Source organism: Maricaulis maris MCS10, from assembly GCF_000014745.1.
GTDB classification, from domain to species: domain Bacteria; phylum Pseudomonadota; class Alphaproteobacteria; order Caulobacterales; family Maricaulaceae; genus Maricaulis; species Maricaulis maris_A.
Window position 1 is genome coordinate 1,587,905 of the sequence record NC_008347.1, and the last position, 15,958, is coordinate 1,603,862.

Annotated in this window: 16 protein-coding genes and 1 tRNA gene; 5 read left to right on the top strand and 12 right to left on the bottom strand. The window is 61.4% G+C overall.

The features are described 5' to 3' along the window. The first annotated feature begins 1 nt into the window (after position 1). The 3 genes from MMAR10_RS07505 (at position 2) to hflX (ending at position 2,574) form a co-directional block, all read left to right on the top strand. Positions 2–847, top strand: coding sequence for a D-amino-acid transaminase (locus MMAR10_RS07505; RefSeq protein ID WP_011643386.1), 846 nt, complete (start codon positions 2–4; stop codon positions 845–847). 105 nt (positions 848–952) lie between these two features. Further along, positions 953–1,225 (top strand): RNA chaperone Hfq, encoded by a 273-nt coding sequence (gene hfq / locus MMAR10_RS07510; RefSeq protein WP_011643387.1) that lies wholly within the window; start codon positions 953–955, stop codon positions 1,223–1,225. Further along, complete coding sequence (hflX, locus tag MMAR10_RS07515) at positions 1,222–2,574, top strand: GTPase HflX (RefSeq protein WP_011643388.1); 1,353 nt, start codon at positions 1,222–1,224, stop codon at positions 2,572–2,574. The genes hfq and hflX overlap by 4 nt, the downstream gene beginning before the upstream one ends. Here the strand turns inward: hflX and mazG are convergent, their stop codons facing one another. The 8 genes from mazG to MMAR10_RS07550 form a co-directional block, all read right to left on the bottom strand. Further along, positions 2,575–3,396, bottom strand: a complete 822-nt coding sequence (mazG, locus tag MMAR10_RS07520) for a nucleoside triphosphate pyrophosphohydrolase (protein WP_011643389.1) — start codon at positions 3,394–3,396, stop codon at positions 2,575–2,577. 326 nt (positions 3,397–3,722) lie between these two features. After that, positions 3,723–4,577 carry an MBL fold metallo-hydrolase gene (locus MMAR10_RS07525; RefSeq protein ID WP_011643390.1) on the bottom strand — a complete coding sequence of 285 codons (855 nt, stop codon included), beginning with the start codon at positions 4,575–4,577 and terminating at the stop codon, positions 3,723–3,725. Continuing rightward, positions 4,574–5,356 carry a TatD family hydrolase gene (locus MMAR10_RS07530; protein ID WP_011643391.1) on the bottom strand — a complete coding sequence of 261 codons (783 nt, stop codon included), beginning with the start codon at positions 5,354–5,356 and terminating at the stop codon, positions 4,574–4,576. The genes MMAR10_RS07525 and MMAR10_RS07530 overlap by 4 nt, the downstream gene beginning before the upstream one ends. A gap of 2 nt (positions 5,357–5,358) precedes the next feature. Beyond that, entirely contained in the window at positions 5,359–6,408 is a 1,050-nt protein-coding gene (locus MMAR10_RS07535; RefSeq protein ID WP_011643392.1) for a DNA polymerase III subunit delta', read from the bottom strand. Next, positions 6,405–7,040 carry a dTMP kinase gene (gene tmk / locus MMAR10_RS07540; RefSeq protein ID WP_011643393.1) on the bottom strand — a complete coding sequence of 212 codons (636 nt, stop codon included), beginning with the start codon at positions 7,038–7,040 and terminating at the stop codon, positions 6,405–6,407. Before tmk ends, MMAR10_RS07535 begins: the two co-directional genes overlap by 4 nt. Positions 7,041–7,044: 4 nt before the next feature. Continuing rightward, on the bottom strand, positions 7,045–8,151 hold the full coding sequence (locus MMAR10_RS07545) for a D-alanyl-D-alanine carboxypeptidase family protein (RefSeq protein WP_233353880.1): 1,107 nt from the start codon (positions 8,149–8,151) through the stop codon (positions 7,045–7,047). Further along, positions 8,148–8,297, bottom strand: coding sequence for a hypothetical protein (locus MMAR10_RS17045; RefSeq protein WP_190273964.1), 150 nt, complete (start codon positions 8,295–8,297; stop codon positions 8,148–8,150). Before MMAR10_RS17045 ends, MMAR10_RS07545 begins: the two co-directional genes overlap by 4 nt. Before the next feature lie 5 nt (positions 8,298–8,302). Beyond that, positions 8,303–9,271 (bottom strand): septal ring lytic transglycosylase RlpA family protein, encoded by a 969-nt coding sequence (locus MMAR10_RS07550; RefSeq protein WP_011643395.1) that lies wholly within the window; start codon positions 9,269–9,271, stop codon positions 8,303–8,305. A gap of 122 nt (positions 9,272–9,393) precedes the next feature. On the opposite strand from MMAR10_RS07550, the gene MMAR10_RS07555 reads away from it, so the two are divergent. Beyond that, positions 9,394–9,481: transfer RNA gene (locus tag MMAR10_RS07555), tRNA-Ser, on the top strand. 120 nt (positions 9,482–9,601) lie between these two features. After that, on the top strand, positions 9,602–11,542 hold the full coding sequence (locus MMAR10_RS16150; RefSeq protein ID WP_011643396.1) for a hypothetical protein: 1,941 nt from the start codon (positions 9,602–9,604) through the stop codon (positions 11,540–11,542). Between the two features lie 65 nt (positions 11,543–11,607). Here MMAR10_RS16150 and MMAR10_RS07565 read toward each other — a convergent pair whose 3' ends face one another. The 4 genes from MMAR10_RS07565 to MMAR10_RS07580 are packed head-to-tail and all read right to left on the bottom strand — an operon-like array spanning position 11,608 to position 15,907. After that, on the bottom strand, positions 11,608–13,116 hold the full coding sequence (locus MMAR10_RS07565) for a RimK family protein (protein ID WP_011643397.1): 1,509 nt from the start codon (positions 13,114–13,116) through the stop codon (positions 11,608–11,610). Next, positions 13,113–13,601 (bottom strand): GNAT family N-acetyltransferase, encoded by a 489-nt coding sequence (locus MMAR10_RS07570; protein ID WP_011643398.1) that lies wholly within the window; start codon positions 13,599–13,601, stop codon positions 13,113–13,115. The genes MMAR10_RS07565 and MMAR10_RS07570 overlap by 4 nt, the downstream gene beginning before the upstream one ends. Next, positions 13,601–15,145: a bifunctional GNAT family N-acetyltransferase/carbon-nitrogen hydrolase family protein gene (locus tag MMAR10_RS07575; RefSeq protein ID WP_011643399.1), complete on the bottom strand. Its 1,545-nt coding sequence runs from the start codon at positions 15,143–15,145 to the stop codon at positions 13,601–13,603. Before MMAR10_RS07575 ends, MMAR10_RS07570 begins: the two co-directional genes overlap by 1 nt. 33 nt (positions 15,146–15,178) lie before the next feature. Then, on the bottom strand, positions 15,179–15,907 hold the full coding sequence (locus MMAR10_RS07580) for a hypothetical protein (RefSeq protein WP_011643400.1): 729 nt from the start codon (positions 15,905–15,907) through the stop codon (positions 15,179–15,181). Positions 15,908–15,958: the final 51 nt, after the last annotated feature.

Here is a 15,958-nt window from a genome sequence, read left to right on the forward strand (position 1 = left end):
CATGCGCTATGCCTATGTAAATGGGAGGTTTCATCGGCATTCGGAAGCGGCCATCCATATCGAGGATCGCGGTTTCCAATTTGCCGATGCCGTCTATGAGGTCTGGAGTGTGCGCAATGGCCAGCTGCTGGATGCGGACGGGCATTTCCAGCGCTTGCAACGGTCGCTGGGCGAGTTGCGGATACCATCACCCCGAACCCGGGCCGCCCTGGAACAGATCATTGCCGAACTCCTGCGCCGCAATCGTGTCCGCAACGGCCTCGTCTATCTCCAGGTTTCTCGCGGGCAGGCGAGGCGGGACCATGCCTTCCCCAGGACCGCCACGACTCCGACCATCGTGCTGACCTGCAAACGGCTCGATTTTGCCGCGGCCGATGCCCGGGCCGAGGCCGGTATTGCCGTAATCACCGTGCCCGATCAGCGATGGGCACGCTGTGACATCAAAACTGTCAACCTGTTGCCCAATGTCCTCGCCAAGCAGGCCGCCCAGGAAGCGGGCGCCACGGAAGCCTGGCTCGTCGATGCCGATGGTCATGTCACCGAGGGCAGTTCAACCAATGCCTGGATCGTCACCAAGGCTGGAAAACTGGTTACTAGACCGGCCGATAACCACATTCTCCACGGCATCACCCGGGCCAGAATATTTCAGTGTTCCCAATTGCTTGACCTGGAAATCGAGGAGCGTCCCTTCACCCCTGCAGAAGCGTGTGACGCCCGCGAGGCCTTTCTCACTTCGGCCACGTCATTCGTGACACCGGTCGTTTCCATCGACCATCACACGATTGCCAATGGCCGCCCCGGTTCACTGGCGACGGCATTGCGCCAGGCCTACCTCGACCAATCCTGAGGACCCGGCCAGCTTCCCACGCAAAATGAAGAGGTTGCAGGGTGCGGTCGGGCCTGTATACCCTAGCAACGAATCGCTGATCAAAGCGACGCATGCGGAGCCAACATGTCGCACGATAAAAAACAAAATCTCCAGGATGTCTTCCTGAACTCTGTGCGTAAAACGAAGACGCCCCTGACCATTTTTCTCGTCAACGGGGTCAAGCTGCAGGGCGTTGTCACCTGGTTCGACAATTTCTGTGTCCTGCTGCGCCGTGACGGGCTGTCCCAGCTTGTCTACAAGCACGCCATCTCGACCATCATGCCGGCCGCGCCAGTGTCGCTGTTCGAAGATGACAAGGCGGATGACGACGCAGCTGAAGAGAGCGCCACCGATTGATTGAGCGCGAGGCGCCGGTATCGCGCGCCCTTGTCATTCATCCTGCCAGCCGCGCCGAGCTGGGCCGCGCCGAAGCGCGTCTCGAAGAAGCGTACGGATTGGCCGAAGCCCTCGACCTAGAAGTCGGGGCCGCCTTCATATTGCAAACCCGCAAGATAGACAGTGGCCGCTATTTCGGGCGTGGCAAACTGGACGAGCTCGGCGCGATGATCGGCGAGCTGGAGGCGAATGTCGCTGTCATCGACACCAACCTGTCGCCGATCCAGCAACGCAATCTGGAAAATGCCTGGAATGTGAAGGTCATCGATCGCACCGGCCTGATCCTGGAAATCTTCGGCCAGCGGGCGCGTACCAAGGAAGGCGTTCTTCAGGTCGAACTCGCCCGGCTCGCCTATGAGCGATCGCGTCTGGTGCGTACCTGGACCCACCTGGAGCGTCAGCGCGGTGGTCGCGGCTTTCTGGCCGGTCCGGGCGAAACCCAGATCGAGACCGATCGCCGCCTGCTCAACGAGAAAATGGCCAAGCTGCGCCGTCAGCTTGATGAAGTGCGCCGCACGCGCGCCCTGCATCGCTCCCAGCGCCAGGATGTGCCATTCCCGACCGTCGCGCTTGTTGGCTATACAAATGCTGGAAAATCTACGCTTTTCAATAAGTTGACCGGTGCAGGCGTGTTCGCGCAGGACATGCCGTTCGCGACCCTTGATCCAACGGTGAGGGCGGTCGACCTGCCCGGCGGCACACGGATTTTGCTGTCGGACACCGTCGGTTTCATCACCGACCTGCCAACCGAGCTGATTGCCGCCTTCCGGGCCACCCTGGAAGAGGTCCGCGAGGCCGATCTGCTGGTCCACATCATCGATGCTTCGGATCCGGACCGGGAAGGACGCATCCAGGATGTTGAAAGCGTGCTCGATGCGATCGAAGCGGGGCCTGCCCATGACCAGGCCATGCTTGAGGCCTGGAACAAGTCTGATCGCCTGGACGATGAAAGCACGGAAGATCTCGCCATCACCATCCAGATGGCAAACCTCAAGGCCGGCAAGCCGGTCAAACTGGCAGTCTCAGCGGTAACCGGGCAGGGCGTTGATAGCCTCATCGATGCCATTGAACGGACCCTGTCGAGCGAGAATGAGCGCCTGCAAATCATCGTCCCGCCGCAGGATGCCCGCGCTTTGGCCTGGCTGCATGCACACGGCGATGTCCTGGACAGCGAGATCGATCCGGCGACCGGTGCAACAACGATCCAGGTCCGACTGCATCCCGTCGAGGCCGGCCGGTTCCGCTCACAATTTCCCGATCTCGCAATCCCGCAAGGGATCGGTGAGGTCGAGGATGAAGACGATTTTTGATCAGTCGCGTTGACGGCCAGCTTTTTCGATCTGTTTGGCGTCGTTCCACAAGGCTTCCATATCGTCGAGTGATGTCTGGTCCAGCCTGGCACCCCTGGCGGCCAGACTGACCTCGATATGGCGGAAACGTCGCTCGAACTTGGTGTTGGCACTGCGTGTGGCGGCCTCGACATCAACTTTCATCTTGCGGCCGAGATTGGTGCACACGAAAATCAGGTCCCCGATTTCCTCTGCGATGGCTTCCGGATCATTCTGAGCCATGGCTTCGCGCACTTCTGCCAGTTCTTCATCGACCTTTTCCAGCACACGGTCCGCCGTCGGCCAGTCAAACCCCACGGTCGCCGCGCGTTTTTGAAGCTTCTGGGCGCGCTTGAGCGCCGGAAGGGCGACCGGCACGTCGTCCAGCAGGCTTTCACCCTTGTCTGACGCCTTGCGCTCAGCCGCCTTGATGGCTTCCCATTCGACTGTCTGCGTCTCTGCATCGCGCGTTGAGGCGTCGCCGAACACGTGCGGATGCCGTCGGATCATCTTGTCATTGATCGCCTCGACGACGTCATCGAAGTCGAACAGCCCGTCTTCCTCCGCCATGCGGCTGTGAAAGATCACCTGGAGCAGAAGATCGCCGAGCTCATCCTTCAGCTCATCGAAGCGCTGGCGCTCGATCGCGTCGGCGACCTCATAGGCTTCCTCGATCGTGTAAGGCGCGATGCTGCGGAAGTCCTGTTCGAGATCCCAGGGACACCCGCCATCCGGATCGCGGAGCTTCGCCATGATCGCGCGAAGACGATCGATCGGGGAGGCGTTTTCGGACGGGACGGACATGGCGGCTCCAGAAAATCCGGTGAAACAGAATCGCTGCGACCATAGTCCGATTTTCCGCTCGGGACCCGACGTCCGGATACTTAAAGCGGCAAGAAAATTCAGGCGTCTCATACCACGTGAACTAAAACCCAGATGAAGCTTCAATACAGAAGGCGCGGAAAACCTATTGAAAATAAACAGCATTCCTTGAAACCGTTTGGAGGGGAGCGAGTCGAGCTTTGGGCTGGGGCCGCATCAAATTCGCGCATAATAAATATTATGAGAAATAAAATGTGGGAAAAGGTTGAGGTGGGCGCACCCACGACCAACCCCCATAAGCGCGGAATTCAGCCGACCAGTGTCACGCTGCCATCACCGGACGACACAATCTGCAGCCCATCGAAACCGGCCCGCACGCCTTCGGGGAGTTTCGCCGACAACTGGTCGTGGTCGAGCGTGATGTGGAGATTGGTCAGGACACCGAATTCGGCACCGACACGTTCCAGCGCTTCGAGCGCGGCCTCGACATGGAAATGGGTTGGATGCGGCTCATGACGCAAGGCGTCTATGGCCCAGCACTTCACACCGTCCAGGATCCTCGCGCTGTCATCCGGCAGACCATTGATGTCGGCGGAATACGCGATTTCACCGATCTTGAATCCGACCGAGCGGATGCGCCCATGCTCTTGATCGAACGGTGTGATGACAACACTGCCGCCCGGCCCGTCAATCTTGATGTCCGAGCCGAAGGCCGGCATCGCACATTGATCGAGAATGGGTGGATAACCGGATCCCGGCGGTGCCGCGAAAGTGTAGCCGAAGCGCTCTGTCAACGTGGCCCGCGTCGCTGTATCCATCCATACCGGGATGCGTTGACGTTGCTGATAGGCAAAGGCCCGCAAATCGTCGATCCCGTGGGTTTGATCAGCATGATCATGGGTCAGAAGAACGGTATCGATACGGGTTACCCGCGCCGAGAGCATTTGTTCGCGAAAATCGGGTGACGTGTCGATCACAACACGCGTGACAGCCTCTCCGGCGTCGAGGTCATCGCGCGACCGCGCCTGTTCGACCAAGGCCGAGCACCGGCGTCGCAGGTTTTTCGGATTGGCCGGATCGCAATCACCCCAATCGCCATTGGCCCGCGGCACGCCGCCCGAGGATCCGGTCCCCAACAGTGTCAGGCGTGTGATACCGGTCACGAGCGCGAGACCCGGTCAAACAGGCGGAAAAAATTCTGCGTCGTGATGTCGGCGCACTCTTGGTCGGTCCAGCCTTTTACTGCGGCAAGGCCACGCGCAACATCCGGCAGGAATGACGGCTCGCAACGACGCCCCCGATGCGGAACCGGTGCCAGATACGGGCAATCTGTCTCGACGATCACCCGGTCATCGGCCACGTCATCGCGGAAAACAGCCCTGACATCCTCAGCCTTCTTGAAGGTAATAATGCCGGACGCTGCGAAATAGGCGCCGAGTTTCGAGGCCCGCCTGGCCAGCACCGAACCGCCTGTATAGCAATGGAGGAGCGGCCGGAAGGCCCCCTTCCCCATCTCATCCTCAAGCAGATCTGCCATGGCGTCATCGGCGTCGCGTGTATGCAGGATCAGCGGCAGGTCCGTGCGCCGGGCAGCGTCCACATGGGCCAGCAAGGAGCGGAATTGTTCGTCACGCGGCGAATACCCGTAATGGAAGTCCAGACCCGTCTCACCAATCCCGACGACTTTGGGATGCTGCGCGATTTCAATGAGTTCGTCGGCGGTGATGTCCGGCCGATCCTTGGCATGATGGGGGTGCGCGCCGATTGTGCACCAGATGTCGTCATGCCGCTCTGCGATACTGGAAACATCATCGAAATCAGACAGTCGACAACAAATGGTGATCATGCGGCCGACGCCGGCCGCGCGAGCCCGGTCGATGACCTGATCGAGATCCTCGGCGAATTGCTCGCCGTGAAGATTGACGTGACTGTCGACCCACATGCTCAGACCCCGGCCTTTTCCCTGCGTGCCACGTCCCGGACCTGGCCGAGCGCGCTCAAAATCGTCTGCTTGGGGTCGAGGTAGAGGCCATTGGCGTCGCGGACAAGCGTGTTGATGTTGCGCCAGCAGTCAAGCCAGGCCGTGGTGTCGCGCCCGGCCTCGCCGCGATCTCTCGCCTGCAGCCGGATGGCATTGGCCAGCACTTCATAGAACAGGTCGCGCATCTCCTCCTGTCCTTTCAGGCTGAGGCGCTCTGCCAGCTTTCGTATATCTGCATCGCTCGCCGCCGCGCCGCGATCGACCAGCAAGTTGACGTCAGCCGCGAGCTCGACCCCGCCACCGGCGATCAATGCCAGGGCGCGACCGGGAGCTCCGCCGGCCAGGCGCGACGCTGCCATCGCCGCTCCCGTATCCGCAGCCCCACCGGTTTGCTCGAGCCATTCCGCCGTTGCATCGATGTCGGGTGCGCGCAAGGCCAGCCGCCGACATCGCGAACGGATTGTGGCCGGCAAACGACCGGGTGTATGCGTCACCAGAAACAGCACGCCTTGCTTGGGCGGTTCCTCAAGGGTTTTCAGCAAAGCGTTGGCGGCATTGTTGTTCATGTCATCGGCGCAATCGACAATGCAGACCCGCCAACCGCCACCGCCTGAGCTCATCTCGAAGAAATGAGGCGCTCGGCGTGCTTCCTCGACCGTGATTTCACCGCGCCAGCGCTTGCGCTTGTCGTCCCAGGGCCGACGCAGCACCAGCAGGTCAGGTGTCGCCTGGGCCTCGATCACCTTGCACACCGGGTCCTCGGCTGAAGTGCCGAGCGGTCCGGCTTCCGGCATCGGGCGGGCACCCAGCACGCGCCGTGCCGCCCGCCAGGCCAAGGACGCCTTGCCGACACCGCGCGGGCCGGTGATCATCCAGGCGTGATGCAGTCGGCCACTGTCCCAGGCCGTGGCAAAGGCGCGCTCGGCGGCTTCGTGCCCGAACAGGTCGTAGCGTTCGCGAGGAGGCAGGCATCCGGGTTGGACATCAGAACCCGTATCGGGGTCAGTACTCATGTCCCCACGGTCAACCGGGCATCGACCGCCGCAATAGCAGCAGCCAGCACATCGGCTTGTGACTGCGTCCCGTCAAGAACGACGCAACGCTCCGGATCCTCGGAAGCAATGTCCAGGAAGGCCTGCCGCAGGCGTCGGTGATAGCTGGTGTCGAATTTCTCGAAACGGGTGATCTTCTCACCACGCTGCAGCGTGCGCTTGAGGCCGATCTCCGGATCGAGGTCGACAATCAGGGTCATGTCGGCACTGAAATCGCCCAGCGCAAAGCGCTGCAGGTCAGCCAGTTCAGCAGGCTCCAGCCCACCGGCCACGCCTTGATAGGCCCGTGTCGAATCGGCAAACCGGTCACACAGCACCCAGGCGCCGCGCGACAATGCCGGTTTGATGCGTCGTTCGACATGATCGACGCGGGCGGCATACATCAACAGGGCCTCGGTACGGGACGACCAGCGCTCGACTTCACCGTTCAGCAACAGGTCCCGCAACAGCTCGGCGCCAGGCGTTCCACCCGGCTCTCGCGTGACGACCACGTCGATGTCACGATCCGCCAGCGCATGGGTCAGCCCCTGGATGAGGGTCGTCTTGCCGGCCCCCTCGCCGCCTTCCAGCGTAATGAATTTGCCGTGCTTCATGCCGTCAGCCCCGCAGCATGTGGGCGATCGCTGCCCCGATCCGGCCCATCAGCCCTTTCTCGGCGACAGATTCAGCCGCGACGAGATCATAGGTCCGGGCCTCGTAGTCAGGCGCTTCAACGGTCAGGGTTCCGACCACATCGCCTTCCTGGACCGGTGCCACAAGCGGGCCGTCATAACTGACGGAGACGCTGAGATCGCGCCGTGCCCGGCGGTGGAGACCGGCTGTCACATCCGACGATACGCGCAGGGCGACTGTCGGGGCTTCGCCCATGAAGACTTCGGCTTGATGGTCGACCGGATCGCCGGCCTCAAACAGTCGGTACAGGCTGTAATCGCTCAGGGCCGAGCGCATCATGCGTTCTGCCTCGGTGGCGCGATCATTGTTCGAGCTCATGCCGTTGAAAACGATGATGCGACGTTCGCCGTCACGCTCGGCCGAGCCGACGAGGCCATAGCCACTTTCTTCCGTGTGGCCGGTCTTCAACCCGTCGGCACCGCTGAAAACGCCCAGAAGCGGGTTGCGATTGTATTGGCGGATGCCGTTATAGGTGAATTCACGTTCCGACCAGATGTCGTAATAATCGGGATGATCCTCGATCAGGATCCGCGCCAGCCGTGCCAGATCGAGCGCGCTGATGCGGTGGTCCGGGTGCGGCCAGCCGGTAGAATTGGCGAAACTGGCGCTGGTGAGCCCGAGTTCATGCGCCCGGTCCGTCATCATGTCGGCAAAGGCCGCCTCACTGCCGCCAATGGCTTCCGCCACCACGATGCACGCATCATTGCCCGACTGGATGATGATGCCGCGCAACAGGTCATCCACCCGCGCCCGGGAATTGACCTCAAGAAACATGGTCGAAGAACCTGACGCCGCCCCGCCGGTCCGCCAGGCGTATTCCGACACCGGCAATTCATCATCGAGCGACAGGGACCCGGCCTCAATCGCCTCGATCAGCATGAGCACGGTCATCATCTTGCTCATCGACGCCGGCGGCATGGCCTCGTCGGCATTGCGCGAAAACAGGACTTCACCTGTCTCGGCGTCAAGGATGACCGCATGGCTGGCATCGGTCTGATAAGTGGTCTGCGCCAGTCCTGGCGTACAGATCACGAACGATAATAGAAGGGCAATTGCTGGATAAACGCGCACGTCGATACGCTCCCTGGCCGGAATCGGTACTGCTTCGAGGCGAGATCAGCATTGAAGCGCGGCGAGACGATGGCGTCCAGCACCACAATCACGATGTCGGCAGCCATCCGGCTCAGCGGGTGGCGACGATCCGGGATTCATAGATGCCCCAATCAGCCAGCGAGGTGCGTGCTGACTGGGCGGCCGTCCGGTCAGCCCAGCGACCGAAGAACACGCGCCAGACCTGCCCACGTTGGGAATTTCCGGCTTCGATCCAGACATCTCCGGCCCCATCAAGACGTCGCGCGAATTGACGGGCATTGTCCTGATCCGAAAAAGCGCCCAGCTGGAGTGAATACTCCCCCGACAGTGCCCCGCCGGAAGACCGGGTGAGCGATGGGGTGGCCACCTCAATAGGTTGGGGCATCGGCTCTGCGACAGGTGGAAGGGTCTCGGCCACCTGTACCGGAGCCGGAATCCGGGCCGGCGTCGGATCGGCATTCGCCTGGTAGACCCGGTTCGGCGGTGACCCGTCCTCGTGCGCTGGCCCGAGATATCGGACACGGACATGGGCAAGTCCTGAGCCGATATAGTCGAGCTCGGTCGCCGCCGCCCGACTCAGGTCGATCAGACGATTGTCGACGAACGGGCCACGATCATTCAGTCGCACAATCACGGACCGGCCATTCTCCAGATTTGTGACCTCGACAATCGAAGGAATGGGCAGGGTTGTGTGGGCGGCCGTCATGGCGTGCTGGTCAAAAGTTTCACCATTGGCCGTGGGACGTCCGTGAAAATTCGGCCCGTACCACGAGGCAATACCGGTCTCGTCATAACCGTCATTGCGCTGTGGTCGGTAGGTACGGCCAGCGACCGTGTAGGCGCGACCAACCTTTTGGTGGTCACTGGAAGACGCAATCAGGCCGGAGGCGTTCACCGCGCCGGATGCGCGGGTCGATCGCGTCGATGCCGGCGCCCAGCCCGATCCGCCATTGCTGACTGTGCGGCCCTCGGAATACTGACGCAGATTGCTGGGGCCCGAAGAACAGGCCGCGACCAGGCTCACCGCCATCGCAAGAAAGAGAAACCGCCAGATGTGCATGCCTGAAGCACTCCAATACCGAAATTCAGTCCGCTTCCTGTTTAGCGCAGAATGGTGAAAGGAGCGTAAGCTGCATCTGGACAGTTGCGCACCATGCGCCAAGGCGTCTAATTGAAGCGACCGGAGGGGTGGCAGAGTGGTCGATTGCGGCGGTCTTGAAAACCGTTGAACCGCGAGGTTCCGGGGGTTCGAATCCCTCCCCCTCCGCCATGGCCTTTCCCGACAGGCCTTTCCCGACAGGCCTTTTTCCAACCCGACACGCCTTTCCCAAACTGCTCGTAGACCGTGCACACCTGTGCTAGGCCTCCACCCAGGGGGAATGCATCCACAATGAATCAACTCCTGAGCGAGCTTCGCCGCCGCAACGTGTTCCGCGTTGCCGCGGCCTATCTGGTCGTTGGCTGGCTGGTCATGCAGGTCATTTCGGTCATCTCCGATGCCGCCGGATTGCCGGGCTGGGCGGACAGTCTGGCGCTGGTCCTGTTGCTGGCCGGCTTGCCGGTCGCCGTCTTCATCGCCTGGGCGTTCGAACTCACCCCGGCCGGCCTGAAGCCGACCGAGCAGGTCGATCCGGACAAGTCCCTGAGCCGGGCGACCGGCACGACGCTCGACATCGCCATTCTGGCCGGGTTGGGACTGGTGGCCGTTCTGGTGTTGACCAGCTGGTTGTGGCCGCGGGACACGCCGCAGGAGCCGAGACCGGACCAGATTGCGGGACTTGCGGAGCCGGAAAGTGTGCCGGCCACAATCTCAGCCGACGAAGACAACCAGGTCGCCGGCGCAAATGCGGGCGATGCTGGAGCGGAGGAACCTCCGCCCCTCTCGGTTGCCGTCCTGCCTTTCATCGCCATGTCGTCTGACCCGGAGGACCGGTATTTCGCCGATGGGCTGTCCGAGGAAATTCTCAATTATCTGGCCGCCGTTCCCGAGCTGTTGGTGACCTCTCGAACCTCCGCCTTCCAGTATCGCGGAGACGATATCCCGTCCGCACCGGAGATCGCGGCTCAGCTGGGGGTCGCCCACATCGTCGAAGGGTCGGTGCGTCGATCCGGTGACCGGGTCCGCGTGACCGCCCAGATCATCCGCGCGGCCGACGATATCCACCTGTGGTCCCAGACCTATGACCGGACCATGGAGGATGTTTTCGCGATCCAGGATGATATCGCGCAAAACATCACCGACGTGCTGGACATCGTGCTCGACGAGGATCAGCGCGCCCGCATGCTCGAGTTCGGGGTACAGGATGTTGAGGCCTATATTCTGTACCAGCGTGCCGTCGAGATCAGTATCAGCGCACACCATCACCGGGCCGACACGCTTGAAGCCCTGGAGCCGGCGCTGTCGCTTTTCGAGGAGGTCACGCGCCTGGCCCCCGGCTTCTCGGCCGCCCACCAGCTACACGCTGATTATTACGCCCATCAAATGGGACGGGCCCAGAGGGAGAATACGGAAGACTCCCTGATCACGCTTGCAACGGCGCGTGACAATTACAACCGATTGCTGGACCTGGCGAAAAACTCGACAAGGGATCCCAATCGTCGCGCCATGATCGATGTCGACCGTCTGTTCATGAATGAGAGCTGGGTCGGTGCCCGGACGATCATTGACCAGGCTAGCCGGACAACGGGTTGCCCCTACTCCGCCTGGCTTCAGGAGCTCACAATGTTGTCCGGGCGGTCGGAAGACTTTGTTCCCTATGCGCAACGCATGACGCAATGCGACCCGCTCAATCGGATCAACTGGCTGGTCCTCACCAGTATTGCCTATGATGCCGGGCAATACGACCTCGCGCACGAGGCCGCCATTGCCGGCCTGCAACTGGACTCCACCGACACTGACCTGATGTGGAGTTCCGCCAACGCCTTGTTTCAGGCCGGTCGCCGTGAGGACGTTGAGGCTTACATGAATTTCCTCCAGGTGCCCGATTATGTGCGCGGCTTCTATGCGGCCCTTTTCGAAGCCCGCGGTGGTGACCGTGAGGCGGCCATCGAAGCGCGCACCCTGATGGGCGAGCCGAGCGAAGGCGGGATCAACCCGTATGAATTACGACTCCATGCGGTCCTGGGTGAGCGCGACGCGGCAAACCGGATGGCGGCTCAATTGGATGCCCTGCCCCGGTCACTTACTGATCTGATCCGGATGACCGCCACCTGCCGGTGTGGCGCGATGTGGGACCTGGAATCGACGCCAAACTTCGCGCGGATAATCCAGGAAGCCGACTTTCCATGGCCACCACCGGGCGGAGACGACTACCCGTTGAAGGATTGGTGACGGATCGGGCCCGGGCTTGGGCTTGAGTCAGGCCCGAGGTTCGGCGATGACCTTTCCAGACCCTGCTATCGGATATCCATCGCATCCGGGGTGGTGAGCGGCTGGCGGGATCGACCGTCTGTCATCCGGGCCTCCAGTCGGCGCGCAAACCATCCGATGATCGCCTCCCAAAGACCGTCCTTCAGGACCAGGCCCTCGACATCACTCTCCAGATTCGGATTGTCGTTGATCTCTATGACGAAGACACCGTCCGGGGTTTCCTTCAGGTCGATGCCGTAGAGCCCGCGGCCGATGAGACGGGCGGCGGCCAGCGCGGTCTCGATCACCGCCTTCGGTGCATCTTCGACAGCGAAGCTCGCAAATCCGCCTTCCCGTGATTTGCCGCCCTCGACATGTTTGATGATCTGCCAGTGCCCCTTTGCCATCTTGTACTGACAGGCGAACAGCGCCTCACCATCGAGGACGCCGACACGCCAGTCGAAACTGGTGGGCAGATATTCCTGGGCGATGATCAGGGCCGTATCATCGAATAATTGCCGCGCCCGCTCGCGCAATTCAGTCTCGGTGGCAACCTTGTGTACGGAGCGGGAAAACGAGCCATCGGGCGCCTTGAGGACCACAGGCGTCCCCAACCGGTCCATCAAGCCGTCGAGCGACTGGGTTTCGTCGATAATTTCAGTCCTAGGCGCCGGAACGCCGCCCAATTCCAGCAATTCCTTGAGGAAAACCTTGTTGGTACAGCGGATCATCGACGCCGTGTCGTCGATCACCGGCATGCCCTCCTGCTCGGCGCGGCGGGCGAAACGATAGCTGACATTGTCGATCGCCGTAGTCATCCGGATGAACAGCGCGTCGTATTCGGCGAGGCTGGCGAGATCATTCGGGCCAATCGGGGTGACCTCGACCCCCATCCGCGCCGCGACCGAGGCGAGGCGTTTGAGTGACGACGGTTTTGACGGGGGCATCTCTTCGGTGGGGTCGGTCAGGACCGCCAGCGACCAGCGGGCCGGCGCCCTTTCCTTGCGATCTGCCCACCCACGCTGGGTGTGGCGCGCCATTGCGTCGAGAAAAAAGGCGCGCGCCTCGCCCTTGAGCGCGTTGGGCGCCAAGGCGCGGATCCGATCAATGGTCAGTCCGGATTTCGAGAGGGTGACCTCCAGAACCGGGACGCGGAACCAGTCAAACAGCAGCTTGCCGAACCGGCCCAGCCCGGACTGGTCGACACGACCGAAAGAGACAGTCATTCTGCCGGGCGTTGATACCCCGTCTGCATGGGCGCGAGCCAGCGCCGCGTTCAATTCGGGCAGGGCCTGAGCATAGAGGGATTTGCGCGACAGCTCGACCATGGTCTGCGCCGCCGGCGCGATCCGGTGCCCCCGGGCTTCGGCCAGCAAGGACGCATAATAACCTTGGGTCTGATAGCCGTAAGAGCGGGCCAGATTGAGAATATTTGGCCGCCGCTGGGTAAAAAGCCCCGGATTGGCAAGGTAGTCACGGATGCGCAAGACCTTGTGCGGGGTCTCGTGTTGGGCGAGGTCGTTGGGAAATTCAACGAGGATGAGCCAGTCGCTCACAATGGGTCATGCTCCGCTATGACAGGGCTGGCCGGCACCTCCAGAGGGGCCTCCAGAACCAAGGCTGTTTCACCGTCCTCGTAATAGGCAATTCGCTCGTCATGCAAGCGAAATCCGTGACGGTCATAAAGTTTGCGGGCGGCGCTGTTTGTGGCGCGAACTTCCAGTCTGAGCACGCGGCATCCCTGCGCTGCAGCCCGGGACTTCGCCGCGTCGAGCAAAGCCTCGGCTATTCCCTGGCGCCGTGATGCCGGATCGACCGCGAGCGAATAGATTCGCGCGACCCGACTGCCCGCCCTGAAACTCAGGGCCAGATAACCGCCCTCCCCGACAACATCCCCGGCCAGCAGGAAACGGGTCCGCCCCCCTGCCAGCATCCGGGAGAGGTTTCGACGGGCAAAACGGTCCGCGTCAAAACTGGCGGCCTCGATCCGGTCGATCCGGTCAAGGTCCTTCAGCCCCGCCTCGCCTATGGTGACCGGCATCACCCTTTCCAGTCGACCTTGTAGAGGTCGAAGCGGCGATCGCGCAGATTTCGTACCGTGCCTTCCTGACGGGCCCAGTCCAGGTCTGTCAGGTCAAGATCGGCGATGGCCACAGTCTCGACATTCTCGGTACATTCCGCGGCAACACCATCGCGGGCAAAGCGGAAGTCGCACGGGGTCAGGATGCAGGACTGGGCGTATTGGATGTCCATGTTTTCCACGCCTGGCAGATTTCCGACATTGCCGGACATGACGACATAGCACTGGTTCTCGATGGCGCGAGCCTGGGCGCAATACCGGACCCGCAGATAGCCCTGGCGATTATCGGTGCAAAACGGCACGAACAGGAGCTTGGCACCGGCATCCACCAGTTTGCGCGCCAGTTCCGGGAACTCGCTGTCATAACAGATCAGCACCCCGATCGGACCGCAATCGGTGGGAATGGTTATGATCTCGTCGCCGCCCAGGATATTCCACCAATGCCGCTCGGACGGGGTCGGGTGGATCTTCTCCTGGGCATGAACCGAGCCGTCCCGCAGGAAGACGTAGGCGACGTTCTGAATGTCACCATCATCGGTGCGCGTCGGATGGGATCCACCGATGATGTTGATATTGTAGCTGATCGCCAGTTCACGCATTTTTTCGACGAAATGCGGCGTGTATTCGGTCAGGCGCTCGATCGACTGGGCCGGCGTCAGGCGGGTTTCCTCGAGCGCGAGGAGCTGCAGGGTGAACAGCTCGGGAAAGACCACGAAATCGCATCGATAGTCCGACGTCACATCAACGAAATATTCGATATTGCTGATGAACTCATCAAAGCTCTCGACCCGGCGCTGCTGGAACTGGACCGTGGCGACACGCACCATTTCCTTGTGCCCCGGCGGGGCATTGGCGCTGAGCTTCTGTTCCACCGCGTAAGGATTGCGCCAGACCATGTGGCTGGCCCAGCCACGCGATGCGGTATCCGACGGCAGATATCCCTTGAGCACACCGATCGGCTCAAAGCCCATGCGGGCCTGGAAACGGATGACCGGGTCGGCAACTTCCTGCGCCATCACCGCATCGAGATAGGCTTTGGCCGTCGGGAATTGCTTGCGCTTGCGTTGCCAGTTCGGCATCCGTCCCCCAAAGACAATGCCTTCCAGTTCATAGCGCTCGGCCAATTCCTTGCGGGCATCGTAAAGACGTTGACCGATCCGCAGGCGACGCCGCTCGGGATCGACACAGACCTCCATCCCGTAGAGCCACGTGCCCTTGGGATTGTGGCGCGAGGCATAACCCCCACCGGTGATCGAGTCCCAGGTGTGCGGCTTCAGCGCCGTCTCACCGTCGATGATGAAACTGGCCGCATAGCCTACAATCTCACCATCATATTCGACCACGACCTGGCCATCGGTGAAGATGGAAATCTGGCCCTGCAGCATGGCCACCGAGTAAGTGTCCATCGAGGGATAGACCTTGCCGACCAGCGCGATGATGCGCGGAATGTCCTCAAGCGTGGCGTTGCGGACATTGAGGGAAGAGCGACCGGGTTGGCTGGGCAAGGAAAACCTCTGAGAGCTGGTTGCCTGGCGCCCCTAGTGGAGCACCCATTTCAATTGGATCTGGGGTACGGATTCAGTGACGCCGTCCACGCCGAACTTGTTGTGCCAGTACTGCCATTCCAGACCCAGATAAACGCGGCCTGCGGCACCGTGGTGCGCGCCTATATCCCACAATAATCGGGGAACCAATAACTGATTTGCGACGCCATTGCCCTCGGCCCCGGCCAGGTCCGCAAATCCTTCAGCGAGAAAGGCTTCCCCGCCGATTTCAAAGGGTCGGTTCCAGGCAATCGACAGCTGCCCTGTGGTCCCGGATCGACTTGGATCATCCCGCAGGAAAGCGTGCACACGCACAAACCGAAACCCTTCAATGTCGAGGTCGATAGCGGCACCTGCGAGGTAGCGCTCGACCCCGCCCTCACCGCGCTCGTAATTGGCAGCGAGCAAGACATCGCTGAAAACGCCCGCGCGCCAATCCCGCCCCGTCAGGCGTGACAGCGAAAGGCGCGGCGTGATCTCGCCATAGGCCTGGATGTCGCCATCCGGCTCAAACGTAAAATCGGTGAACAGGAACAGGTCCCCGATGTCGGATGTATGAGCATGTTCCACAGTGATGATGGTGCGTTCCTCAGGGCCAAGTTCATAGTTCAAGCCCTTTAGAATCTGAACATTTTCACTGTGCCAGCGGATCGGTCCATCGGCACCGGCCGGGCTGGCCGACAGGATGGAAACACACAAGCAGGACAGGAGCATACGTGACATGGGGGCCTCCCTGGCAGTCTCTCGGATGGTAACATGCTCTCCCGCAATCAT

What these genes read in the sequence shown, in the direction of transcription:
- tmk (WP_011643393.1), bottom strand. Translation starts at nt 7,040, where the DNA reads ATGAAGCACGGCAAATTCATTACGCTGGAAGGCGGCGAGGGGGCCGGC.
- mazG (WP_011643389.1), bottom strand. Translation starts at nt 3,396, where the DNA reads ATGTCCGTCCCGTCCGAAAACGCCTCCCCGATCGATCGTCTTCGCGCG.
- MMAR10_RS07580 (WP_011643400.1), bottom strand. Translation starts at nt 15,907, where the DNA reads ATGTCACGTATGCTCCTGTCCTGCTTGTGTGTTTCCATCCTGTCGGCC.
- MMAR10_RS07550 (WP_011643395.1), bottom strand. Translation starts at nt 9,271, where the DNA reads ATGCACATCTGGCGGTTTCTCTTTCTTGCGATGGCGGTGAGCCTGGTC.
- MMAR10_RS17045 (WP_190273964.1), bottom strand. Translation starts at nt 8,297, where the DNA reads ATGGCTGCCGACATCGTGATTGTGGTGCTGGACGCCATCGTCTCGCCG.
- hfq (WP_011643387.1), top strand. Translation starts at nt 953, where the DNA reads ATGTCGCACGATAAAAAACAAAATCTCCAGGATGTCTTCCTGAACTCT.
- MMAR10_RS07505 (WP_011643386.1), top strand. Translation starts at nt 2, where the DNA reads ATGCGCTATGCCTATGTAAATGGGAGGTTTCATCGGCATTCGGAAGCG.
- MMAR10_RS16150 (WP_011643396.1), top strand. Translation starts at nt 9,602, where the DNA reads ATGAATCAACTCCTGAGCGAGCTTCGCCGCCGCAACGTGTTCCGCGTT.
- MMAR10_RS07570 (WP_011643398.1), bottom strand. Translation starts at nt 13,601, where the DNA reads ATGCCGGTCACCATAGGCGAGGCGGGGCTGAAGGACCTTGACCGGATC.
- MMAR10_RS07530 (WP_011643391.1), bottom strand. Translation starts at nt 5,356, where the DNA reads ATGTGGGTCGACAGTCACGTCAATCTTCACGGCGAGCAATTCGCCGAG.
- MMAR10_RS07535 (WP_011643392.1), bottom strand. Translation starts at nt 6,408, where the DNA reads ATGAGTACTGACCCCGATACGGGTTCTGATGTCCAACCCGGATGCCTG.